This window comes from Duganella zoogloeoides (assembly GCF_034479515.1).
Classification (GTDB): domain Bacteria; phylum Pseudomonadota; class Gammaproteobacteria; order Burkholderiales; family Burkholderiaceae_D; genus Rugamonas; species Rugamonas zoogloeoides.
This window is the reverse complement of record NZ_CP140152.1, coordinates 904,731-928,766: the sequence shown is the minus strand read 5'-3', so window position 1 is coordinate 928,766 and position 24,036 is coordinate 904,731. Positions and strand designations below refer to the sequence as shown.

The window sequence follows — 24,036 nt, the reverse complement described above, 5'->3', positions numbered from 1 at the left end:
GATGAAAGTTGCGCTGATTTCAACGTTATACCCGTATCCCGCAGACGTTGGTAAAAAAGTGGTAATGACAGGAATGATACGCTTCTTTTGCGAAACTATTTCGCCGGAAAATTTCTTCCTCGTCCATCCTATCACCGATTCTTCGGTGCAAAATTCACAACGTTTCAAAAATTGCACTTACAGTTTGCCAAGCGGTGCAAGAAAATTGATCAATATTTTTTTGCATACAGCAATCCTGAGAAAAAAAAGCATCCAGGAATCGCTGTTTTTTTCGAAAAATGTTACTGCCCAGCTTCAAAAAATTATTGACGATATTGATGCGGATATTATCGTTTTCGATACCATTCGCATGGGCCAATATTTGCCTTTGCTTGATACAGGCAGGGCCAGAAACGTACTCTACCTCGAAGATCTTTTTTCCGTCAGGTATCAGAGCATGATACGCGCGTTGAATTTACCAGAGATGAAGAGTTTTAATCCCTTGGGAAATTTTGAAAAGCATGTTCCGACCGTCCTGCGGCCATATATTAAAAAATTCTCGTTCGTACAGAAATTACTGCTCTCTTATGAGTCCCGGCTGGTGGCGAAATCCGAGTCTTCACAGGCGAAATCTTTCCCCGATAACTTATTGATCAACAGGGCAGAAGCGCAGTTGTTGAGTTCATGGGGTGGACGTGGGGTGCATGTATTCCCGCCCTATATCTCCTCGAACGTGCGTCCTTATGAGCGTACCTGGAAGCAGTCGCCCACTTTTGTATTTCTTGGTGGCCTTGATGTTCCCCATAATGCTGTAAGTCTCGAGAGCTTCATCGATTTGCATCTGCCCGGTATCGTGAAGGTCATACCGAATGTCATGATCAGGGTGATCGGCAAAAATCCGGCCGCGTCGTTGTTGGAATTAGTTAAGAAATTTCCTGCAAATGTACGCATCGAGGGTTACGTCGAAAGCCTCGATGATGTCTTGCATAGTGCTTGCGCTATGCTGGTGCCGTTATTGTTTGGCAGTGGTGTCAAGCTCAAGACGATCGATGCTCTGTCCTACGGCTTGCCGATCATCGCGACCGATTTCGGCGTGGAAGGGGTCGCTGTATCGGCAGCAAATGAAGACTGTATCGTCGAAAATGATCTATCCAAGTACGGCTCCTGGATGGCAAAGCTCCTCGATCAAGACTTCAACCACGGCATCTCGCGCAATTCTTACCAGCTCTATCTGCGTAGTTACGCGGATCAGAGCATCAAAGCCCGATACAAGCAGATCTTCGATATCTGATTTCTACCGTTGGCGTCGCGGCGACCGGCATAACCGACCGGCTCCCTGAGTGGAATGAGGTGTCGGAGGGGCGCACCATAAAAAAACCTCCGCCGGTTTCCCGGCGGAGGTCCAAATACACTGCGGAGACAGCAGCTTAGAACTTGTAGTTCATGCCCGCGATCACGGTACGACCATACTTCGCATATTCCAACTGCTGGGCACGGTCGCCGTTATAGGTTTCGTAGGCGGCATTGCGCAGGTTGTTCACTTGCAGCACCAGGCCCACACCCTTCATCGCACCGGTGTTGAAGGTATAGCCGATCTGGAAGTCGACGATGTTTTCACCGACAACATAGCGCAGCGCGCGGTCGTTGGAGAAGTTGCCGATCTCGCCAACGAAGTCGGAACGACGACGCTGGCTCACGCGAGTTTCGAAACCATTCTTCTCGTAGTAGGCGGTCAGGTTGGTCGTGCGCTTGGACAGGCCCGGCAGTGGAATGTTGTTGCCGATGCTGCCGCTTGGATCTTCGATGGTGATCTTGCTGTCGGTATAGGTGGCGCTGGCCGACACACCGAAACCGTCGAGGGTCTTGGTCAGCATGTTCAGCGGCATCGAGCCCGACAGTTCCACACCCTTCAGGATCCCGCCATTACCGTTGTAGGCAGCGCTGTAGTCACCAATGCGCGAGCGCAGCGGCAGCCCGTTGGTCATCAAGAAGTCGGCCGGGAAATAATTCGAGAAATCGGTGCGACGGGTCTGGTTAAAGATGTACGTATCGAGTTTCTTGAAGAACGCCGCTGCCGCGAAATAGGCCTTCTTGTCGAAGTACTTTTCGTACGAAATGTCGAACGCCTTGGCGCGCCATGGATCGAGTTGCGCATTGCCGCCGCTGCCGTTTGGCTCGCCCTTGGTGGTGTCGACGTTGATTTCCAGTGCCGAGCGCAGCTGGTCCACGCGCGGGCGCGCCAGTTGCTTGGCCAGGGCCACGCGCACGGTCTGCTGCCCGTCGAAACCGAAGGCCAGGTTCATGCTCGGCAGGATGTCGGTGTAGCTCTTGCCATCGTGGATCGGCTGGATCTGGTTACCGGCAGGCTTGCTGTTGTCCAGGTAGCGCGAGTCCGACGACTGCTTGGTGTTCTGCATCTGCACGCCGATGTTGCCGCGCAGGCTCACCGCTGGCGACAGTTCCGCCTCGATATTGGCCTTGGCAAACGTCGTGACGACCTTCTCGTTGACGGTCCACGCTTTCGGAATCAGGTAGGTCAGGTCCGCGCTCGGACGGAACGACATGTACTGGCTGACGAAGCCTGGCACGTTCCAGCTCGGGATCGAACCGGCGCCGGCGAAGCCGAGGTCAACTGCGCCGTATTGCAGGTTGCCCGGCACGGCCACCGCGCCGCCAACCAGGTCGATGGCGCCTTCGGCCTGGGTCTTGCTCTTGCTGCGGTCGGCGTAATTGACGCCGAAGTCGAAGCTCGAGAATGCTTTTTCCAGCTCGCCCGACGCGCGTACATTGGCCGTCAGCTTGGCGCCTTTCAGCTCGTCTTCCACGCTCGGCACCTTGCCGTAGCCGGAGCCGTAGATGGTATTACCCACGTACAGGTTGTTCGAATTGCTGTAGTCGAGGCTTGGGGTCAGTTGCGAGTAACCGCCGTTGCCGTAAGCAAGGTTGACCTTGTCCAGGATGGCCGACGCGCCGCCATTGCTGTACTGCAGATTGTTTTCCAGGCCGGTTTCGTTACGCTTGGCCTTGGAGTAGTTGATATCGCCGAAGATGGTCCAGTCGCTCGACTTGTACTCGTTGCTCCAGCCAAAGGCGCGAATGTCGTCCTTGCGCTTGTTGTACATGCCACGCACCAGCGGCCGCACGTTGTTGAGCGTGCCACCAGCGATGGTGCCGTTGTTGACCGTGACCGGGTTATAGTTCGACTCCGACTGTGACAGGGAGATTTCCAGCTGGTTGGCGGTCTCTTCAGCCTTGAAGCGCGACGCGTACACATCGATGATGCTGGTCCACTGCTTGTTCGGACGGTATTGCAGCACGCCCATCAGGCCGTCACGCTCATTGCGCCCGCTGCGGGCCACGGCCTTGATGCCATCCGAAGCGAAGGTGCCGGCCGGCAGACCGGTGCGCGTATCGCGCTTCCAGGGCTCGTACAGGCCGGTCTCGTTCGACAGGATCGGGGTTTCCAGGCGGGCGTATCCCAGCGCGACACCGATGGTGCGGTCGGCAAACTGGTCGATGTAACTGGCCGAGAAACGGGTGCCGGTATCCTTGGCGTTACCGATCTTGCCCAGCGAATTTTTCTCGCCGCGGGCGTTGAGTGCCACAGTGCGGCCGGAAAACGCCAGCGGACGCACGGTCTGCATGTCGATGGTACCCGACAAGCCCTGGCCGACCAGGCCGGCGTCCGGGGTTTTATAGACGGTCACGCCCGCCATCAGTTCCGACGGATACTGGTCGAACTCGACGCTGCGGTTGTCGCCGGTCGAGACTTGCTCGCGGCCGTTCAACAGGGTGGTGGCAAAGTCCGGCGACAGGCCACGTACGCTGATCACCTGGGCACGACCGGCCACGCGCTGGGCCGACAGGCCAGGCAGGCGTGAAATCGACTCGGCGATGCTGACGTCGGGCAACTTGCCGATGTCTTCGGCGGAGATCGCCTCAACGATGGAATTGGCATCCTTTTTGACCGAGATGGCGTCCTCGATACCGCGACGGATGCCCGACACGACCACGGATGCGATCGGCGCCTGGGCCGCCGCAGGGGCGTCCTCGGCTGGCGCGTTCTGGGCGAAAGCCGGCATGGCGAAGGCGGCGACAAACAACGCGCACCCCGCTGCGACCGGATTGAGTTGGAAGGCAGCTGTGCTGCGCTTGTTGGCGAAGATACTCATTGATGTCCCCTCTACACGACACTAATAATTTCTCTGTAGTCAATTACTACATGAGAACCAAGAAAATAACGTTCTAAAGACGTTCCGGAAGGAATTTTGTACTAAAACTAGATTCAATGTCAATTGAACTTCCCGCCAACTACACTTTACCAGTGGCGCCCTGCAGGGCTCAGCCGGGGATTACGCGGTTCTCGTTGTATTTCAGCTACAATAGCCTAGCAAAGTATATGTAGCAGAACTACAGTTTTCTCGCAAAAACCATCCATTTCTGAAAGCAAATGCCAGAAAACTGCCTTCCCTAAAAAATCGCCGTGTAGTACGACTACGAACGGCAACGGAGAACTTCATGCACACCAGACAGTTGCAACTGCGGGCGCTCGTCGCCGCGCTCCCCATGGCGCTGATCCTGCCCGCCATGGCGCAAACCCCGGCCAGCACCACGGTGCACTACCCCACCTGGGATGGCCAGCAGAACACCGTGCGCTATGCCACGCCCGACGCCGGCGCTTTCCTGCGCAACTACACGCAAGCGACCACCCAGCGCGTACGCCAGGGCGAGGCCCTTGATGGCAAGCAGGAAACCGGCTACGCGGAAACCGCACAACTCCCCACCGTCCGCACTGGCAATCTCGGGTTCGATGCGCTGTTTGCGCTGGCAGGCGTGGAAATGCGGCGCGATGCGGTCAGCCAGATCCAGGACGGCAGCTACAACGGCGGCCAGCCGATCGCCTGCGACTGTTTCAAGACCGGTGAGCTGTGGCATTACGTGTGGACCCGCGACCTGTCGTACGCCGCCGCGTTGTCGCTCGCCATGCTCGACCCGCAACGGGTGCGCAACTCGCTCGCATTCAAACTGGCCGGCTACCGCGCCGGCGTCACGCCCGGCCCCGAAGTAGCAGGCACGGCCGACGGCCTGCAAATCGTCCAGGATACGGGCAGCGGCGGCAGCTGGCCGGTGAGCACCGACCGCATGAGCTGGGCCTTCGGCGCTGCTGAAGCCTTGAAGGCGCTGCCGCCCGCCGAGCGCCAGACATTTGCCGTCACGGCACTGAAAGCCCTGCGCAACACGCTGGAGAACGACCGCCTTGCCGCCTTCGATCCGGTGGACGGCTTGTACAACGGCGAGCAATCGTTCCTCGACTGGCGCGAGCAAAGCTATGCCGCCTGGATCCCCGGCGACCTGGCCAGCATGGCCACCGCCAAGGCGCTGTCCACCAACGTCGCCCATTACCAGGCGCTGACCCTGGCCGCCAAGCTGGCGCGCGAACAGGGCGAGTCCACCCTGGCGGCGCGCTACACCGGCTGGGCGGCCGACCTCAAGGCAGCCATCAACCGCCGCTTCTGGCAGGCTGACGCCGGCATGTACAGCAGCCTGACCGCCGGCCACTTCGACGGTGCGGCGCTCTACAAGTACGACTGGCTGGGCCAGTCGCTGGCCATCATCCACGGCATCGCCGACCCCGCGCAGGCGCAAAGCATCCTGGCCCATTACCCGCACGGACCGCTCGGTGCGCCCGTGATCTTCCCGCAGCAGCCGGGCGTGGCGGTATATCACAACCGCGCCATGTGGCCGTTCGTCACGGCGCACGGCCTGCGGGCCGCCGCCATGACCGGCAATGTAGCCGTGGCCGATGCCGCCTACGACACCTTGCTGCGCGGCGCCGCCCTCAACCTGTCGAACATGGAAAACTTCGAATGGCTGTCGGGCGAACCGCTGCTGGCCGACAAGCAGGCGCAAGCGGACATGAGCGGACCGGTGGTCAATTCGCGCCAGATGCTGTGGTCGATCGGCGGCTACCTGGGCATGGTGGTGGGCGAGATCTTCGGCGTGCATACCACCGACACCGGCCTCGCCCTGCGGCCGTTCGTGACGGCCAAGCTGCGGCGCGAAGCGTTCGGCGCCAGCGATACCGCCACCCTGAACAACCTGCAACTGCGCGGCAAACGCCTGCAGGTCAAGCTGCTGCTGCCACCGCTCGCCACGGCCCCTGTGGGCCGGCATGGCTACTACGCCATCGACCGCATCACCGTGAACGGCCAGCAGGCCGGTGCGGCACTGGACTGGTCGGCGCTGGCGGACGACAACCTGGTCGAGATCCGCCTGGGCGCACTGCTGCCCGGCCAGCAGGCGATCCGCCGCGTGGACGGCCAGCCATACCACGTCGATCCCGCGCTGTATGCGCCGTTCGAGCCGCGCGCCACGCTGGCACAGGATGCCAGGGGCGCCGCTACGGTACGTATCGCCTATCCCGGCGCCCCCCAGGGCGTGGTGTACAACATTTACCGCAACGGCCAACCGGTCGCGCAAGGCTTGAGCGCCAGCACCTGGACCGACCGCTCACCGGGCAAGGCCGGCAACGCCTGCTATGCGGTGGAAGCGATGTACACAAGCTCGGGCAACCGCAGCCACCATAGCGCACCGGCGTGCGTGCAAGCCGGCCAGACCATCGGCGCCGGCGACGCCCGCGTGCGGTCGAACCGCCGCGCCGAGACCAGGACCGGCCGCATTCCCCACTGGGGCGCCCCCGCCGACACTTTTAGCGTGCGCAACATCCGTATCGCACGCGGCGGCGACTATGCGCTGCAAATTCTGTATCGCAATACCGCACACCAGATCAACCTGGGCATCAGCGGCGGCGTGAAATGGCTGGCGGTGACGGATGCGGCGGGACGCCAGGTAGCAGGTGGCGTGGTGCAAATGCCACACTCGCCGGAAAGCGCGGGGCCGTCATACTCGACTCCACTGCACGCCAACCTGAAGCCGGGCAACTACCGGATCGAGTTGCGCGATTTTTACAATATGAGTTACTTAAAGAGCAATAGTACTTATGGCGATGCCGGCGGCGCCCAAGGGGCGTCCAACCATGTCGATCTGCACGGGGTGCGCATCATCCCCGTTTTTCGTCCAGAGCCTCAGGCAAGCGAGTTCGGTGATACCATCACGCGCCGAAACGGCCTTGACTCCGATAAATGACCAGCCCTAAACGCACGCCGATGCGCTCAATCTTGTCGCGCCAATATCACAATCGATGCAAAAACAACGCAAGGTTATCAATAATCACTTGCAATTTAGAAATTATTTTTGATATCCAATTGATTGATAAACAAAAGCCGGTACAATGGTTATCGTAGTCAAGATGTCTCTTTACTTACCTCAGAGGACCAACATGAAAAAAATCGCTATCACCGCCGCAGTTCTGGCATTCGCCGCTGGCCAAGCTTTCGCTCAAACCGCACCTGCTCCAGCTGCTGGCACCACCACGACCGGCGCTGCTGGCGCTGGTGCCGGTGCTGGCGCTGGTACTGCTGCCGGCGTTGGCGCCGCAGCTGGCCTGAGCACCGGCGCCCTGGTTGCTATCGGCGCAGCCGTAGCAGCTGTTGGCGCTGCTGCTTCGGATTCGACCTCCGGCACCACCCACCACGCAACCAGCCACCACGCTCGTTAATTATTGCGTTTGCTACCGTGCCACGTGGTGCGGTAATGATCGTGCACTGCGGCCGGCCCTTGGGCCGGCCGCAGTTTTCTTGTTCTCCCCCATGAAAAACCAGCCCTTCTACAGGCGCCTCGGGTTTGCGTGGCATGGCATCGTCAGTGCATGGCGCACCGAAATGAGTATGCGCCAACAATCTGTCGCCGCCGTGGGTGTCATCATCACCCTGCTATGGCTGCGACCTGCCCCCGTGTGGTGGGCCCTGCTGTTGCTCAATTGTGGCCTGGTACTAGCTGCTGAGTTGTTCAATAGCGCGCTCGAGCATGCGCTCGACCATTTGCATCCCGCCCCCCATCCCGCCATCGGCCTGGCCAAAGACTGTGCAGCAGGTGCCGTATTGCTGCTCAGTGTCACTGGAGTTGCCTTATTTGCATGTTTTTTATGTGAAACATTTCTTGTGCAATATTGACGTGTTGCGTCGCAACATCGCTCGCTTAGCAAATATGGAATGTTACATGAGCGAAATTGCAGAGAGTGCCACCGACTAGTACAATGCGTTAACGTTTAAATTCTCTTTTCAACAACACAATGAAGCGATCACATGATCGTATTTGATACCGTGATTCCACACACCAGCGGCTCATGCCGTCGTAGCTTGCCGCGTGCAATCTGCGCACATGTCGCCGATTCCGGCGTCAATTTCTTTTTCGCACGGAGCCGCGACGCATGAAGCCGATTGATGCATTCCTTTTGCCAAGCAAAGCATGGCATGCCAGTAAAATCGCCGAACGTAGCCTGCTGCTTGGCAGCGACGTTCTGGCATTGGTCCTGACCACCGTCATTGCCCATGCCTTGCTGATCGCAACCGGCTCGAGCGCTGTCAGCAATGCCGAAGGCATGCTGGCATCGCTGGTCCTGGTCCCGCTGGCGCTGGTGATTTTCTGGAATCAAGGCCACTACAACAAGCGCAAGCCCTATGCCCGCGAAGTGCGCGAAATGCTGCACGCGTGCGCAGGCTTGTTCCTGGCACAGGTAGCCCTGGCGTTTTTCAGCGGCTGGGATATGGCTCGCGTGTTGCCATTGGTGCAATGGACGCTGGCGCCGGTGCTGCTGCTGACCATGCGCGCAACCCTGAAATTCAGCATGCTGCGCAGCGGCAGCTGGAGCCGCCCGATGGTCATCGTCGGCACCGGCGCCAACGCCCGCGAAACCGCGCGCGTATTCGAAGCCGAACGCCTGATGGGATACCACTTGATCGCCTTCCTGGACCTGCCGGGCAGCGCCCCCACCTCCACCCAGTACCACGATCGCCGTGGACGCTCGGTGCCTTGTCTGCATCTGGGGGCGCAAAGCGACATCACTCTGAAGCAGCTCGGCTCGCCGCACGTGGTGCTGGCGCTGGACCAGGGTGGGATGGAATCGTCGCAAACGCTGATCCAGCAACTGAACCGCGACTGCCCGAACCTGCAAATCGTACCATCGTTGCGCGGCCTGCCCCTGCACGGCATGTCGATCAACCATTTTTTTGCGCACGACATTATGGTGCTGGGCATGCGCAACAACCTGGCACAGCGCGGTCCGCAAATGCTCAAGCGCGCGTTCGACGTAATCTGCTCGGGCATCCTGCTGGCCATGACGTCCCCGTTGTTCCTGTGGGTGGCGCTCCAGGTAAAACTGGGTGGTGGTGGTGGTGTGTTCTTCGGCCACATGCGCATTGGCCAGAACGGCGTGCCTTTCCCATGCTATAAATTCCGCACCATGGCGGTAAACGCCGATGTCTTGCTGAAAGAATTGTTGGCAAACGATGCTGCCGCCCGTGAAGAATGGGAACGCGACTTCAAGCTGAAGAACGATCCACGTGTCACCAAGATCGGCCGCTTCCTGCGCAAAACCAGCCTCGACGAACTGCCGCAACTGTGGAACGTCTTCAAAGGTCAGATGAGCTTGGTGGGCCCACGCCCTGTAATCCAGGCTGAGCTGGAGCGCTATGGTGACCAGGTCATCTATTATCTTGAAGCTCGCCCGGGTATTACGGGTCTGTGGCAAATCAGTGGGCGCAATGACGTCAGCTATGAAACCCGGGTCAACCTGGATGCATGGTATGTCAAAAACTGGTCGCTATTTACCGACCTGGTGATACTTATCCGTACCGTCAAGGTACTGCTGGTGAAAGACGGCGCTTACTAACCGGCCTGGCAAAGACAGAGGCGGGACTTTTGCCGCAGTTCGGCATTTTCCCGTCTCAAAAATCAATCGCATAAATATTCGTCGGCCGATCTCCCGGCGGTAATAACTTTATTTCCTGAAACCGCAATCCAAGCTTGTTTAACAGCCGGATCGAGTTAATGTTGCCCGGCGCGGTCAGCCCCAGCACGCGGGTGATGCCGAGCGGTCCGCGCGCCAGTTGCAGCACCGCCTGCGCCGCTTCAAACGTATAGCCCTGGCCAAAATGCTCAGGCCGGATGGCGTAGCCGATATCGACATCGGGCAGGAAATCGCGCCGGATCAGCCCGCACAGACCGAGCGCCCTGCAGTCTTGCTTGCGCTCCATCACGTACAGCGAGTGGCCATGCCGCGCCTGCATCGCCACCGGACCGTCAATGATCGCGGCGCGGGCCTGCTCGACGCTGCGTATGCCCTTGTCGCCGATGAATTCGAGCCAGGTGGGATCGTTGACCAGCTCATAATAAAATGGGGCGTCATCGGCCGTGATGGTGCGCAGGCGCAGGCGCGCCGTCTCCAGGATCATCATGCGTCGGGCCAGTGCGAGGGATCTTCCAGTAACTGGTACATCACGTACACATCGACATAGCCCAGATACTGGTGGTAATAGGCGCGCGGCAGCGTGCCGACGATGGCAAAGCCCAGCTTTTTCCACAGCAGCACGGCGGCGACGTTGGAACTGACCACGTAGTTGAATTGCATCGCAAGGTAGCCGTGCTGGCGCGCCCGCGCCAGGCAGTCGCGGCCCAGCATGGTGCCCACTCCCACGCCCTGCGCCGCCGGCCCCACCATGAACGAGGCGTTGGCCACGTGGGCGCCACGGTCGCGCTGGTTGGCGGTAAGGCGGTACATGCCGAGCAGGCGGTCGCCGTTGAGTTCGGCCACAAAGCTTTCGATGCCGGGACCGAACCAGTAGGCGTGGCAATCGTCGCGGCTGGTGTCGGCGGCAAAATAATAGGTGTCGCCGGTGGCGATCAATTCCTGGAAGATAGCCCACATGGCGCCGAAGTCGGCTTCCGTGGCGGGGCGGATCGCGATTTCTTTCAAGACAGCTCCATGCGATGGCGTCGGTGTCTGATTGTCATGGATTTCCGCTGGCAAGTCCAGCGCGCCACAGCTCCCGCCCGCCTAGCGGCCGAGGCGGAAATCGACGCCGTCTGGCCGTCCCGCCAGGTGCAGGCGCGCCTGGGCGCGCGGCGACTCGGCCACGATTTCGCCGCGCCGCATCACCAGCCGGCGCGCCGCGCGCAGGCGCAGCGCTTCCACCGGGTTGGCCGCGTCGAGCAATACCAGGTCGGCATGGCAACCCACCGCCACGCCGTAGCCGTCCAGGCCGAGGATGCGGGCCGGGGTGTCGGTCACCGCCGTGAAGCAGGCGCGCATGGCGTCCTGTCCCGTCATCTGCGCCACGTGCAAGCCCATGTGCGCCACTTCCAGCATGTCGCCCGAGCCCAGGCTGTACCACGGGTCCATCACGCAGTCGTGGCCGAAGGCGACGTCGATGCCGGCCGCCAGCATTTCCGGCACCCGCGTCATGCCGCGCCGCTTGGGGTAGCTGTCATGACGGCCTTGCAGGGTGATGTTGATGAGCGGATTGGCAATCGCCGCCACCCCGCCCTCGCGGATCAGCGGCAGCAGCTTGCTGACGTAATAATTGTCCATCGAGTGCATCGAGGTCAGGTGCGAGCCGGTCACGCGGCCATGCAAACCGAGCCGGTGGCTGTGGTACGCCAGCGTCTCGATGTGGCGCGACAGCGGGTCGTCCGACTCGTCGCAGTGCATGTCCACCCGCAAACCTTTGTCGGCGGCAAATTCGCACAGCAGGCGCACCGACTCGGCGCCGTCGGCCATGGTGCGCTCGAAGTGCGGAATGCCGCCCACCACATCGACGCCCATGGCAATCGCCCGCTTGAGGTTGGCGAACGCGGTAGGACTGCGCAGCACGCCGTCCTGCGGAAACGCCACCAGTTGCAGGTCCAGGTACGGCGCCACCCGGCGCTTGACGTCGAGCAGCGCCTCGACCGCCAGCAGGCGGTCGTCGCAGACGTCCACGTGCGAGCGGATCGCCAGCAGGCCGCGCGCCACCGCCCAGTCGCAATACTGCAAGGCGCGCTCGACCAGGGCCTGCTGGGTCAGCTCGGGTTTCAGTTCGCCCCACAGCGCAATGCCCTCGAGCAGCGTGCCGGAGGCGTTGACGCGCGGCAGGCCATAGCTGAGCGTGGCGTCCATGTGGAAATGGGCATCGACGAACGGCGCGCTGACCAGGTCGCCGCCGGCATCGATCTCGCGCCCGGCAGTGACGGCCAGGGCATGGCCGATGGCAGCAATGCGGCCGTGTTCGATGGCGATATCGACGCCGGTTTGGCCGTCGGCAAGGTTGGCGTTACGTATGACCACATCCATGAACCACCCCTCAGTAATTGATGACATTGATTGTAGACAGTTTCAACGATTTGCACTAATTGTTGCGTCGCGGTAATCGACAGCCGATATTTCTGACTTAAATTTGCGATAGATCAAATGTGCCACAATAAGTCTGGACACCGCATTTTTCCATATGGCACTCTTGCAGCACTCTTATTGCGCCCTTTATCCCCATAGCACAAAAAATAACTTTTCAAGCCCGGTGTTCATGGCTAGAATGTTCCAATATTGCATCGCAACAGACCCGCCGCCAGGAGAAACCATGTCTTCGATTACCGAACAGTTTTCCGCCGTTACCAAATCGCAACTGGAAGCCCAGTTCCAGATCTTTAACAGCCTGGCCCACACCGCGGTCGACAGCGCGGAAAAGCTGATTGCGCTGCATATCAACACGACCAAGGCGTCGGTGGAAAAATCGTCCGCCGCCGCCAAAAAGCTGCTGGACATTAAGGACGCCAAGGAACTGTTCAGCGCCAGCCGCGAGACCCCGACCGGCATCGACAGCCTGCTGGCCTATAGCCGCGAACTGTTTGCCATCGCCAGCGGCGCCCAGGCCGAGCTGATCAAGAGCACCCAAGGCACTACCTTGCCGCAACTGGCCGCACCTTGGGTGGCACCAGTGGCCGAGGCGGCTAAAACAGCAGCAGCGCCAGTGGCCGAAGTTGCTAAAACAGCGGCAGCACCAGTGGCCGCGGCAGTGCAGGCGGCTACGCCCACCGAGACCGCAGCAGTACTGCCCGCAGCAGAACCTGCCCCGGCGCGGGCGGCGGCACCGGTCGCAGCCCCTAATGCGGAACCTGCAGCGGCACCTGCAGCGGAACCTGCAGCGGCACCAACGACCGCCGCCGTGACCGAGGAGCCGGCGCCACCTGCCACCACGATCCAGGCAGCCGTGTCGGCAGCGGTGCATTCGGATGCAGGGCCCGCCGTCGCGGACACCCCGGCGCAACTGGCGCCGCAGCCGCTGGCCGCTACCGTCGCCCCCACCGCGCCGGAAGCCATCCAGCCGGCGCTCAAACCGGCCGCCGATACCGCGCCATCCGCAGCAGTGAAACCGGCATTCCCGGCCGCCAAGCCGATCGCGCTGGCCGTCGACACCAAGACTTCCAAGCTGAAAACCATCGCGCCAAAAGCCAAGTCCGCCGACGCGCCTGCCGGTAAACACAAGAAGTAAAAGCAGTCAGCACCACCGGCAATCACTGCCCGCCAAGCCTCCCCCCTCCCTCTGGCGCCGCGCCGTTCGGATGCCCCCCGGGCTCCCGAACGTTGCCGCGACAGCGCCTCGAAGAGGTTCCCAACGGGTTCCCGATTGGGTTCCAAAACGGTCCCGGAAGCGTTCCCGATTGGGGTCCCGCCTGGGTTCCCGAACGGTCCCGAACGGGTCCTCAACGGCCTCCTGAACGGGCTGCGCCGGATCCCGATTCGGACCGTGCGCCCACCCGATCGCTTGCCTTGCTGTATCCTAGCGGACTACGCGCTGGCAGTACGCTGCCAGCCCCAACGCTACCGAGGCAACATGTCAACTCTCTCCGCGCTGCTGGGCGGTTTCATCCGCCAGCACAAGCGCGCCTATGCCCTGTCCGGCCTGATGCTGGCGGGCGTGGCCGCGCTCAGTATCTGGGTGCCGCGCAAGGTCGGCGCCATGATCGACGGGCTGGCCGCCCACACCCTGTCCGGCGACGCCCTGCTGCTGGAAATCGGTTCGCTGCTATTGATCGGCCTGGCGATTTATTTCCTGCGCGTGGCATGGCGCCAGTTGCTGTTCGGCGCTGCCTATAAACTCGGCGTGTCGCTGCGCACGCGCCTGTACGCCCGTTTATCCGAACAGGGCTCCGCCTTTTACCAGCGCCAGCGCACCGGCGACCTGATGGCGCTGGCCACCAACGATATTGACGCCATCGAAATGGTGGCCGGCGAAGCGATGCTGGCCGGCTTCGACGGCGCGCTCACGCTGGTGATGGTGCTGGGCGTGATGCTGCTCGGCGTGGACTGGCGCCTGGCCTGCATCGCGCTGCTGCCGTTCCCGCTGATGGCGTGGGCGTTCTGGTACATCTCGGGCCACATCCACACCGCGTCCACCGATTCGCTCAAGCGCTTCTCGGACCTGAACGACCATGTACAGGAAACCCTGTCGGGCGTGCGCACGCTGCGCGCGCTGGGCCTGGAACAGCGCAGCGCAAAGCAGTTCTCCGAACTGGCGCAGCGCGCATCGGACGCCAGCCTGCGCGCGCAGGTGTGGGAAGCGGCGTACGAACCGGCCGTGGGCCTCACATTGGCTGCCGCCAGCACGCTCACGCTGGGCCTGGGCGGTTACCTGGTGTGGCACGACCAGCTCACCATCGGTTCGCTCACCGCGTTTACCATGTATCTGGGCCAGTTGATCTGGCCGATGTTCGCCGCCGGCTGGGTGCTGTCGCTGATCGAACGCGGACGCGCCGCCTGGCAGCGCCTGCAACCGATGCTCGCTGCGCCGCTGGCCATCGACGATCATGGCACCCTGACCACCATCGCCCCCGGCGCGCTGGTGCTCGATCACGTGCGCTATGCGTATGCCGACCAGTCGGTGGCCGCGTTGCAGGACATCTCGCTCACGCTGGCCCAGGGCCAGACCCTGGGCCTGGTGGGCCCCACCGGCAGCGGCAAGTCCACGCTGCTGCGGGTGCTGATGCGCCAGCTCACGCCGCAGGCAGGTACGGTGACCTGGAGCGGCCACGCGCTCGACCAATACACGCTGCACACGCTGCGCGCCGGTATCAGCTGGGTGCCGCAGGAGTCGTTCCTGTTTTCGGCCTCGATCGCCGACAATATCGCGCTGGCACGCCCGCAGGCCACGCGCGCCCAGGTGGAACATGCGGCCAACCTGGCGGCGGTGCACGACGACATCCTGAAATTTGCGCAGGGCTACGAGACCGAGGTGGGCGAAAAAGGCATCACGCTTTCCGGCGGCCAGCGCCAGCGCGTGGCGATTGCCCGCGCGCTGCTGGCCGATAACGACCTGCTGCTGCTCGATGACGCCTTGTCGGCGGTCGATACCGGCACCGAGACGCGCATCCTCGAACACCTGGAAGAACTGCGCCAGGCGCGCGCCGGCCGCAGCGCAGTCATTGCCAGCCACCGCCTGAGCGCGGTGGTCAATGCCGACCTGATCCTGGTGCTGCGCGATGGCCGCATCAGCGAGTCCGGCAGCCACGAACAACTGCTGGCGCAGGACGGCTGGTATGCCAGCCAGTGGCGCTACCAACAACTGGAGGCTTCCCTCGATGCCGCCTGATTCCATGCTGACCACACCCGACACCACCTCGATCGGCGCCCAGACACGCCAGGCCTTCTCGCTCCTGCGGCGCGCCGCCCGCCCCGACCAGCACCATCTGGGCTGGGCCGTGCTGTGGCTGATGTTGGCCGCGCTGTTCGAAGTGATGGGCCCCATCATGGGCAAGGCGCTGATCGACGAACACCTGCTGCCGCACCACCTGGACTGGCCGCGCATGGCCCTGCTGCTGGCCGGCCTGCTGCTGTCCGGCTGGATCGCCAGCGGCCTGCGCTACCTGCAACTGGTGCGCCTGTCCGGCCTGGCCATGCGCTCGGTGATGCGCCTGCGCGAAATGGTGTATACCCACGTGCTGCTGCTGCCGATGTCGTTTTTTGACCGCGCCATCACCGGCCAGCTGGTCTCGCGCGTGACCAACGATACCGAGGCGGTGAAAAACCTGTATATCCAGGTGCTGTTCGTGATCCTCGACAGCACCATCGTGCTGGTGGGGACGATAGCCGCCATGGCCTGGCTCGACGTGCGCCTGATGGGCATGGTGCTGGCGCTGCTGCCGGCGGTGCTGGTCATCGTGTTCCTTTACCAGCGCTGGAGCGCGCCAGCCGTCACCCGCGCCCGCGCGCTGCGCAGCGACATCAACGGCCAGATGGCCGAGTCGATCGGCGGCATGAGCGTACTGCAGGCGAACAATGCGCAGCAGCGCTTCGGCGCCCGCTTTGCCGCCACCAACCAGGCCCACTACACGGCGCGCCAGGCCGAGCTGCGCGCCAACGCCTGGCTGCTGCGGCCCGCGCTCGACCTGTTCAACGTGATCCTGCTGGCGGTCGTCATCTTCGTGTTCGGCCAGCGCCAGATGACCGCCACCGAGGTCGGCGTGCTGTATGCGTTCATCAGCTACCTGGCGCGCGTGATCGAACCGCTGATCCAGATCACCATGCAGTTCAGCCAGTTGCAGCAGGCCGTAGTCGCCAGCGCGCGCGTGGCCACGCTGCTCGACGAAGCGGAAGCCAAGGAACACACTGCTGCCGCCATCGGCCAGGCTGCCGCTGCCGACCAAAGCTCGTCGGGGCCGCAGCCAGCGGTGGCGATTCGCCACCTGGACTTCGCCTACAACCCGGGCCAGCCGGTGCTGCACGACCTGTCGCTGGAAATTCCCGCTGGCGCCTTCATCGGCATCGTGGGCCATACCGGTAGCGGCAAGTCCACCCTGCTCTCGCTGCTGCTGCGCTTTTATCCCGCGCCGCACGGCAGCATCACCTTGCACGGCGTGGCGCTCGACGACATCGACAACGAACGCTTCCGCGCCGAAGTGGGCCTGGTGCCGCAGGATCCGTTCCTGCTGGCGGCGTCCGCGCGCGACAATATCGACATGGGGCGCGGCCTCACGCAGGCGCAGATCGAGACGGCGGCGCGGGCCGCGCACGCGCACGACTTCATCATGGCGCTCGACCGCGGCTACGACACCGAACTGGGCGAAGGCGGCTCGCGCCTGGCCGTGGGCCAGAAACAGCTGATCGCCATCGCCCGCGCGCTGGCCGGCCAGCCGCGCATCCTGCTGCTCGACGAAGCGACGTCGCACATCGATTCGCAGACCGAGCAGGTGGTGCAGCTGGCGCTCGACGAATTGCGCGGCAAGGTGACGGTGATCGCGATTGCCCATCGCCTGTCCACCATCCGCGACGCCGATCGAATCATCGTGCTCAACCACGGCCGCATCACCGAGACCGGCCCGCACGAGGCGCTGATGCAGATCGAGGGTGGCCTGTACCAGCGCCTGTACCTGCTGCAGCAACTGAGTACCAGTTGAGCACCTGCCCACCTGTTGCGCGCCGTCGCCATAGTGTGTCTTTGCGCGCACAAATGCGCGATGGACGCTGATTTCTCGATTGCAATACGCCTATAATTGATTTCGCTAAACAGGACAAATGCGAAGGGGCGGCGTTGGCAGGATTTGGATATCGGGTACGGACGAGCAAGGCGCGCAACAGCGTCCTGGCGCTAGCATGGGCTGGCGCCCTGGCGTCGGCGCTAGTCCCCGCCCTGGCGGCAGCGCCGGCGCCGGCGCAAACCCAGTCGCAGGCGGACAACGAGGCGCTGCGCGCGCGCCTGATCGAGATCCGCGAACAAAGCCGCTTCCTGCCTGAAAAGGCCCTGGCTGCACTCGACCAGATCGCACGCGAGCTGGAAGGCAGGCCGGGCGCCTTGCAAGCCGACCTGCACACCATCGAAGCCGACGGCCGCATGCGCCAGGGCCGCTACGAAGACGCCATGGCAGCCGCCGAAAAGGCCATCGCGCTGGGCCGCGAACTGCACGACGACGCGGTCGTCGCCAAGGCCCAGCTAACCAAGGTGTACGTGCTGTTTGCGCGCGCCGATGTCGATGCCGCCCACAAGCTGGCGTTCGAGGCTGAAAAGCTGGCCATGCGCACCACCAACGCTGCCGTGCGCGCCCAGGCCACCATCACTGCCGGCCAGACCTACGCCGAGCAGGGCAACTTTCCCGCTGCGCTGGTCAAACTGCAGCAGGCGGTGGAAATCGCGCGCGGCGTCACCAGCGATCCCACCACGCTGGCGGCGGCGCTCAATGCGCTCACCCGGCTGCTGGTGCAAATGAAGGAGTTCGACCAGGCCGCCGCCAGCCTCGACGAGCTGATGGCCGAAACAGTGAAGCTCAATTCGCCGGGCCGCATGTCGATCGCCAAAAACGCCGAATACTGGCTCACCAGCGATACCGGCCAGCTGCAGCGCGCCATGCGGGCGCTGCGCGCGGAACTGGAGATCGAGCGCAAGATGGGCGCCGAGCGCATGGCCACCACCACGCTGGTCAACCTGGCCGACCTTCACCTCAAGCTGCGCGACTATCCGCGCGCCGCCCAATATGCGCAGGAAGCGCTGCATGTCACCCAGCGCAACAATGACGCGTCCACCGAAGCCACCGCCCGCGTCAACCTGGGCAACGCGCTGCTGGCCATGGGCCGTATCGCCGAAGGCAAGCGCCAGCTTGAAGCAGGCATGGAGCGCTACGAAAAGGAAAACAACAAGCCGGAGCTGCAACTGGTGCTGCGTGAATATGGCGTGGCGCTGGAAAACGCCGGCGACCTGGCCGGCGCCCTGAAAGCCTACCACCGCGAGCGCGCGCTGTCGGACGAACTGTTCGAACGCCAGCGCCAGAAGTCGATGCTGGAGCTGCAGGAAAAATACGAAACCGACAAGAAGGAACGCCAGATCGAGCTGCTCAGCCGCGAAAACCAGTTGCAAACGGCGGAACTGGACAACCGCCAACTGCAGCAGCGCGTATGGTGGCTGCTGGCGCTGGTGTTTGCGCTGGCGTCGGCGGTGGTGGGCCTGTTGTACCGCAAGGTGCGCCAGACCAACGCCCGGCTCGAGGAAAAGAATCTCGAGCTCAAGGCCCAGTCCACGCTCGATCCGCTGACGTCGCTCTACAACCGCCGCCACTTCCAGGACTATATGCGCACGCTGGCGCCCATGCCGACAGCGGCGCACGCGGGCTGGCCGCAAACCGAGCAGCGCGTGCACCGCAGCGACGACCTGGTGGGCGCGCTGTTCCTGCTCGACGTCGACCACTTCAAGCATATCAACGACAGCTATGGCCACGCCGCCGGCGACGCCGTGCTCAAGGAGATCGCCGCCAATCTGCGGGTGGCGCTGCGCGAGACTGACATGATCGTGCGCTGGGGGGGCGAAGAATTCCTGGCCTTCATGCCGGCCGTGCCGCGCGACGGCCTCGACGAGATCGCGCGCCGCATCCTGCAAGGCATCTCGGCCCAGCGCGTGACGTACCAGGAGCACGAGATCGCGGTCAATGTGTCGGTGGGATTTGCGCCGTATCCGCTGGCGCCGGGCGCCACGCCGCTGGCATGGGAGCGGGCGGTGAACCTGGTGGACATGGCGCTGTACCTGGCCAAGGCCCACGGCCGCAACCGCGCCTACGGTGTGCGCGGGTTTGCTCATTTCGAGCGCACGTCGATGGAGGCGATCGAACAGGACCTGGAACGCGCGTGGCGCGACGGCTACGTGGACCTGAGCGTGGTGCTGGGTGGCGCGCCCGAGACACCGCCGCCGTCGCAGGACAACGTGGTGCGGTTCAGGCGCGCCGGCTTTTGATTGTTGCGGTAATTACTTGGTCGCTTCGCGCTCGGCGGCCTTTTGCTGCATGTTTTCGCCGGCCTGTTCCAGCTTGCGGCCGGCGGCATCGGTTGCCTGATTGAGCTTGGCGCCAGCGGTGTCCGCTGCGCGGTCGAGCTTTTCGCTGGTTTCCTTGGCAGCCTGGTCCATCTTGTGGCCGGCTTCGGTCATTTTCTGGTCGGCTTCGCGCGACGCCTGGTTCAGTTCGGCGCTGGCGCGCTCGCTGGCCTGGTCGATCTTGCGGCCGGCGGTTTCAGCCGGACCGGCGCCGACGGTGTCGTCCTTCTTCTGGCAGCCGCCCAGCAGCGCGGCCATGACCAGCACCGCACCGGCGGTTTTACCCAATGTCGTGATATTCATGTGTATCTCCTTGAAGAATGATTGTTGTCATTAGCATACAAGGAGTTGTGCCGATGCAGCGCACGCTACAACCAGGTTCAGGTATTGATTTTTTTCGGTGGCGGCGGCGGTGCAAAGACAATGTTTTCGGATTCGGGCGCGGTCGCCAGCGCGTCCGACGTCTCCAGCCAGTGCCGCAGTTTTTCCATGCGGCGGATCAGGATGCCCTTGCTGTTGATGTAGCCGACCTGCTCGAAGTTTTCCGGCTTGCTGATCATCTTGGAGACTGTGGGCAGGTTGTCGGCCAGGCGGTCGAACGCCTTGCGCGCCTTTTGCTCCCACTTGACCAGGTTCGGTTCATTGAAGCGGTTGCTTTCGTAATAAATCGTGAGCGTGCGGTCATGGTTGCCGAAACCGACAATCGCCGCGCCCCGGCGCACGGTGTCGAGCACATCGTCCTTGATGTTCGCGGTGGGCACGAACAAGGCGGCCCGCGCGGTGGCGCTATCGGGTCGTTCCAACGGCAAATCCTGTCCCATTAATACGGTCATACACATCCTGTTCTGATCGCCAAGGAGTTGCTGTTAGGCTATATTCTTGATTTTATATCGCGGTTACGGCGCAAGACAAGGAGAAAGGCGGGAGAAAGGCCGCAGAAACGCTTGCGGCGTGGCGCGCATGCGAATCCGGGCGGCTGCGGTGGCCTATAATGCCCGCTCCAGCGATCAATCCAGCCCCTTCACGATGTCGTCACCTGCCCCCGCCGCCCGCCCTGGCGCCAGCTTACTTGCCAACTGCGCAACCATTTCCGCCGCCGCAGTCGATGCCGCCGAGCGCCACCTGCGCGACACCCTGGCCATCGCCATCGGGCACGCGCCGCCGCACGCGGCCCTGATCGTCCACGACACCCGCACCGACCTCAATCTGGCGCTGACCGAAGCCTACCGGCGCGTGGTGCCCGATGCGCGCTTCATCGACTTCGACGCCGTCGCTCCCGAGGACGTGCTGGCCGCGTTTGCGCTGCTGGCCGCCGGCGACCTGGTGGTGCTGGTCCAATCGACCAGCTTCCGGCTCGAAGCCTTCCGCATCCGCATCGAGCTGTTCAAGCGCGGCCTGAAGGTGATCGAGCATGTGCACCTGGCGCGCATGCCCGGTGCGCAGGGACTGCACTACATCGAGTCGCTGGCCTACGACCCCGCCTACTATCGCGGCGTGGGCCACGCCCTCAAAGCGCGCATCGACGCCGCCAGCCACGGCATGGTCGACAGTGGCGACGGCGCGCAACTGGTGTTCGGTTCGCCGTTCGAAGCGGCCAAGCTCAATATCGGCGACTACACCGGCATGAACAACATCGGCGGCCAGTTCCCGCTCGGCGAAGTGTTTACCGAGGCGCGCGACCTCGAAGCCGTCAACGGCCGCGCGCGCATCTTCGTGTTCGGCGACACCTCGTTCCACGTCAACCAGCCGGCGGTGCCGGTCACGGTCATCATCGAAAAGGGCCGCGTGACAGGCACGGAAAACAGCACGCCGGAATTCGACAATATGCTGGCCATCATCCGCGCCCACGAGGGCGAGGTATGGTTGCGCGAACTGGGCTTCGGCATGAACCGGGCCTTCTCGCGCACCCGCATGGTGGACGACATCGGCACCTACGAGCGCATGTGCGGCATTCACCTGTCGCTGGGCGCCAAGCATGGCGTTTATACAAAACCGCAGTTCAAGCGCAAGGATGCGCGGTATCACGTCGATGTGTTCGCGGTGACCGAGGGGGTGTACCTCGATGGCACCGCCGTCTATGCGGCAGGCGCCTGGCGGGTTTAGCCTTTACGGAACACCACGCGCCTGGACTTCTCGCGCATCGGCTTTTCCACCACCACGTAGACGATCTGCGACAACACCAGGACCGCTGCCATGACGATCACGATGGCGACCCCGGTCTCGACGGTGGATAACTGCGGATAACTTTTACCCTCGATCATTATTTCCGGACGTTTCAACACAAACCTGAATACCTGGTTGGCAACCCAGATCACGATCGTGTGCGACATGTACAGGGCGTACGAAATGGAACCGAGCCATATCAGCACTTTCGCGCGCAACATTTCTTTTGCCGGGCCATCTTTTGCCAGCACCAGCGAAAGAATCAGCAAAACAGTGAGCAGGTAAATAAACAGATCGTAGCTGCCCAGCGGCTTGAATTGCAAGTAGATACCGATTATTAAAATAACGATGTACGCGCAATAGCCTGGAACCTGGAAAGTCAATTTATTCATCAGCTTGGCTGTCAGACAGCCAAGGAAAAACCCGGCAAAGCATCGGAGTAACTCGACAGTACCGAAAGTTTGCCCTGAAGCGAGCATGAACAGGGACACGACCACAATCACAAGAAACACAATATCCTTGGCTTTTTTTGCAAAAAGTAAAATCAGTGCGAATAACAGGTAGGTGTAGAACTCGGTGCTGATAGACCAGGCGGGGATATTGAATGTGGTGGCATTTCCAGTCGGGCCGATGGCCTGAAGCAAGAATATTTGCTGTACCAGCGCCTGCACGGTATTTTCCTCGAATGGCCGGGCATTGGGGCCTGAAACACCAAACTTGGTGGCCGCAATATACTTCGCAATTTCAATGGACAGATAAGCCATTAAAAATAGAAAGTGAACCGGATAAAGCCGCCCAAATCGCAGGAACTGGAATTTTACCAAATCCATACCGGACGAAATTCTCGTAGCATACGCGTTATAGATCACAAATCCTGATAATACGAAGAACAGTTGGACCATCAGGTAGCCACTATCGATAAACCCAACATGGAGTACCGGGTTCCATTTCGGAAGATGAAAAAAAACCACCAGCAATGCGGCGAGACCCCGAAGGCTTTCGAGCTCTTCGATCTTGCTTATGGTGGGAACGGGATGCTGCGGAGCAGGAGAATTGGTCATCCGGAAATGATGTTGGTTTGGATACAACCATTTTACTTCGAATCTCGATTTCCTGATTGTATTTTTACAATGACGGTTGTCATTACGTCACTTCAGGCTGTCTTACTCTACCCAAGTCCCACGGCGGCACCGGCTGGTACTCGGCCACCAGGTGATCGATCAGCGCCCGCACCTTGGGCGACGGCTGGCGGCTGGCCGGGTACAGCGCGGACAGGTGGTTGAGCGGCAGTTCCCAGTCGGTCAGCACCGGCACCAGCGTGCCCTCCTGCAGCGCGCGCCAGGCCAGGAACGTGGTGTGGTACACGATGCCCAGCCCCTGCTGCGCCGCCTGGTGCAGCACCAGGCCATTGTTGGCGGTGAACGCCGCCTGCACCCGGACCGTCTCCCTTTGCTCGCCCCGCGCAAAATGCCAGGCCGTGCCGGCCGTCAGGTGGGAAAAGTGCAGGCAGCGGTGCGCGTGCAGGTCGTGCGGCGTGCGCGGCGTGCCGTGGCGCTCCAGGTAGTCCGGGCTGGCGCACAGCACCGCGCGGCATGGCGCCAGCGGCCGCATCGCCAGCGCGTGCACATCCGGAATGCCGCCCACCCGTATCGTCAGATCGAACCCGTGCTCGATCGGGTCGAGCAGCGCATCATCGACGTGCAGCGACGGCGCCAGTTGCGGATGGAGCAGGTTGAAGCGCGCCACCGAACCGGCCAGCCACTCGCTGCCAAAGCTGGACGGCGCCTGAATGCGCAGCGGCCCGGCCAGTTCATCGCCAGCGCTGGCCACTGCGCGCGCCGCCTCGTGCGCCTGCGCCACGGCGGCGGCGCACGGCGCCAGGTAGGCCTGGCCGGCGTCGGTCAGGCTCACCTCGCGGGTGGATCGGTGCAGCAGGCGCGCCTGTAGCTGGTCTTCGAGTTGCAGCACGTGCTTGCTGACCATGGCGCGCGTGAGCCCCAGCCGGCGGCCTGCCTCGCTAAAACTGCGCTGGCGCGCCACCTCCACAAAAATCTCCATTGCGCGTAACTGGTCCATGCCCGATTGTCGCCACTTTGGCGACAATGTGTCAATGCTTTGATCGTTGTCGGGGCCAGCGGCCGCGCTTACAATCGCTGATCTTCTTAATTGAGCC

18 protein-coding genes are annotated in these 24,036 nt (G+C 62.1%); 10 read left to right on the top strand and 8 right to left on the bottom strand.

Features of this window, described 5'->3' with window-relative positions:
- Nucleotide 1: 1 nt before the first annotated feature.
- Nucleotides 2-1,270 carry a glycosyltransferase family 4 protein gene (locus tag SR858_RS04075; protein WP_084670044.1) on the top strand — a complete coding sequence of 423 codons (1,269 nt, stop codon included), beginning with the start codon at nt 2-4 and terminating at the stop codon, nt 1,268-1,270.
- A gap of 136 nt (nt 1,271-1,406) precedes the next feature.
- Here the strand turns inward: SR858_RS04075 and SR858_RS04070 are convergent, their stop codons facing one another.
- Nucleotides 1,407-4,151, bottom strand: coding sequence for a TonB-dependent receptor (locus SR858_RS04070; RefSeq protein ID WP_019923019.1), 2,745 nt, complete (start codon nt 4,149-4,151; stop codon nt 1,407-1,409).
- 346 nt (nt 4,152-4,497) lie between these two features.
- Between SR858_RS04070 and SR858_RS04065 the strand changes: the two genes are divergently transcribed.
- The 4 genes from SR858_RS04065 to wbaP all read left to right on the top strand — a co-directional run bounded on the left by SR858_RS04065 (nt 4,498) and on the right by wbaP (nt 9,769).
- Nucleotides 4,498-7,125: an MGH1-like glycoside hydrolase domain-containing protein gene (locus SR858_RS04065; protein ID WP_322534436.1), complete on the top strand. Its 2,628-nt coding sequence runs from the start codon at nt 4,498-4,500 to the stop codon at nt 7,123-7,125.
- Nucleotides 7,126-7,318: 193 nt separating this feature from the next.
- The gene (locus tag SR858_RS04060) at nt 7,319-7,597 is read left to right on the top strand and encodes a hypothetical protein (protein ID WP_084670046.1); all 279 of its coding nucleotides are present in this window, start codon (nt 7,319-7,321) and stop codon (nt 7,595-7,597) included.
- Nucleotides 7,598-7,688: 91 nt separating this feature from the next.
- The gene (locus tag SR858_RS04055) at nt 7,689-8,051 is read left to right on the top strand and encodes a diacylglycerol kinase (RefSeq protein ID WP_084670047.1); all 363 of its coding nucleotides are present in this window, start codon (nt 7,689-7,691) and stop codon (nt 8,049-8,051) included.
- A 257-nt stretch (nt 8,052-8,308) separates the two neighbouring features.
- On the top strand, nt 8,309-9,769 hold the full coding sequence (gene wbaP, locus SR858_RS04050; protein WP_019923021.1) for an undecaprenyl-phosphate galactose phosphotransferase WbaP: 1,461 nt from the start codon (nt 8,309-8,311) through the stop codon (nt 9,767-9,769).
- A 55-nt stretch (nt 9,770-9,824) separates the two neighbouring features.
- Here the strand turns inward: wbaP and SR858_RS04045 are convergent, their stop codons facing one another.
- From SR858_RS04045 to SR858_RS04035, 3 genes are all read right to left on the bottom strand, one after another.
- Nucleotides 9,825-10,334: a GNAT family N-acetyltransferase gene (locus tag SR858_RS04045; protein WP_019923022.1), complete on the bottom strand. Its 510-nt coding sequence runs from the start codon at nt 10,332-10,334 to the stop codon at nt 9,825-9,827.
- Nucleotides 10,331-10,852, bottom strand: a complete 522-nt coding sequence (locus SR858_RS04040; protein ID WP_019923023.1) for a GNAT family N-acetyltransferase — start codon at nt 10,850-10,852, stop codon at nt 10,331-10,333. The genes SR858_RS04045 and SR858_RS04040 overlap by 4 nt, the downstream gene beginning before the upstream one ends.
- 81 nt (nt 10,853-10,933) lie before the next feature.
- Nucleotides 10,934-12,208, bottom strand: coding sequence for an amidohydrolase family protein (locus SR858_RS04035; RefSeq protein WP_019923024.1), 1,275 nt, complete (start codon nt 12,206-12,208; stop codon nt 10,934-10,936).
- Between the two features lie 283 nt (nt 12,209-12,491).
- On the opposite strand from SR858_RS04035, the gene phaP reads away from it, so the two are divergent.
- The 4 genes from phaP (at nt 12,492) to SR858_RS04015 (ending at nt 19,622) form a co-directional block, all read left to right on the top strand.
- A complete protein-coding gene (gene phaP, locus SR858_RS04030) occupies nt 12,492-13,403 on the top strand; it encodes a phasin family protein (RefSeq protein WP_019923025.1) in 912 nt (303 codons plus the stop codon).
- A gap of 342 nt (nt 13,404-13,745) precedes the next feature.
- Complete coding sequence (locus tag SR858_RS04025) at nt 13,746-15,500, top strand: ABC transporter ATP-binding protein (RefSeq protein WP_019923026.1); 1,755 nt, start codon at nt 13,746-13,748, stop codon at nt 15,498-15,500.
- Nucleotides 15,490-17,304: an ABC transporter ATP-binding protein gene (locus SR858_RS04020; RefSeq protein ID WP_019923027.1), complete on the top strand. Its 1,815-nt coding sequence runs from the start codon at nt 15,490-15,492 to the stop codon at nt 17,302-17,304. The genes SR858_RS04025 and SR858_RS04020 overlap by 11 nt, the downstream gene beginning before the upstream one ends.
- Nucleotides 17,305-17,438: 134 nt before the next feature.
- Nucleotides 17,439-19,622, top strand: coding sequence for a tetratricopeptide repeat-containing diguanylate cyclase (locus SR858_RS04015; RefSeq protein WP_019923028.1), 2,184 nt, complete (start codon nt 17,439-17,441; stop codon nt 19,620-19,622).
- 12 nt (nt 19,623-19,634) lie between these two features.
- Here the strand turns inward: SR858_RS04015 and SR858_RS04010 are convergent, their stop codons facing one another.
- Both SR858_RS04010 and SR858_RS04005 read right to left on the bottom strand, forming a co-directional pair.
- Nucleotides 19,635-20,003 carry a hypothetical protein gene (locus SR858_RS04010; protein WP_019923029.1) on the bottom strand — a complete coding sequence of 123 codons (369 nt, stop codon included), beginning with the start codon at nt 20,001-20,003 and terminating at the stop codon, nt 19,635-19,637.
- 77 nt (nt 20,004-20,080) lie between these two features.
- Entirely contained in the window at nt 20,081-20,503 is a 423-nt protein-coding gene (locus SR858_RS04005) for a hypothetical protein (protein ID WP_227012184.1), read from the bottom strand.
- A gap of 223 nt (nt 20,504-20,726) precedes the next feature.
- Between SR858_RS04005 and SR858_RS04000 the strand changes: the two genes are divergently transcribed.
- Complete coding sequence (locus SR858_RS04000) at nt 20,727-21,803, top strand: M29 family metallopeptidase (RefSeq protein ID WP_026637502.1); 1,077 nt, start codon at nt 20,727-20,729, stop codon at nt 21,801-21,803.
- Here SR858_RS04000 and SR858_RS03995 read toward each other — a convergent pair.
- Both SR858_RS03995 and SR858_RS03990 read right to left on the bottom strand, forming a co-directional pair.
- A complete protein-coding gene (locus SR858_RS03995; RefSeq protein WP_019923032.1) occupies nt 21,800-22,924 on the bottom strand; it encodes an acyltransferase family protein in 1,125 nt (374 codons plus the stop codon). The genes SR858_RS04000 and SR858_RS03995 overlap by 4 nt on opposite strands.
- 82 nt (nt 22,925-23,006) lie before the next feature.
- Entirely contained in the window at nt 23,007-23,939 is a 933-nt protein-coding gene (locus SR858_RS03990; RefSeq protein WP_040377928.1) for a LysR family transcriptional regulator, read from the bottom strand.
- Between the last annotated feature and the right edge of the window lie 97 nt (nt 23,940-24,036).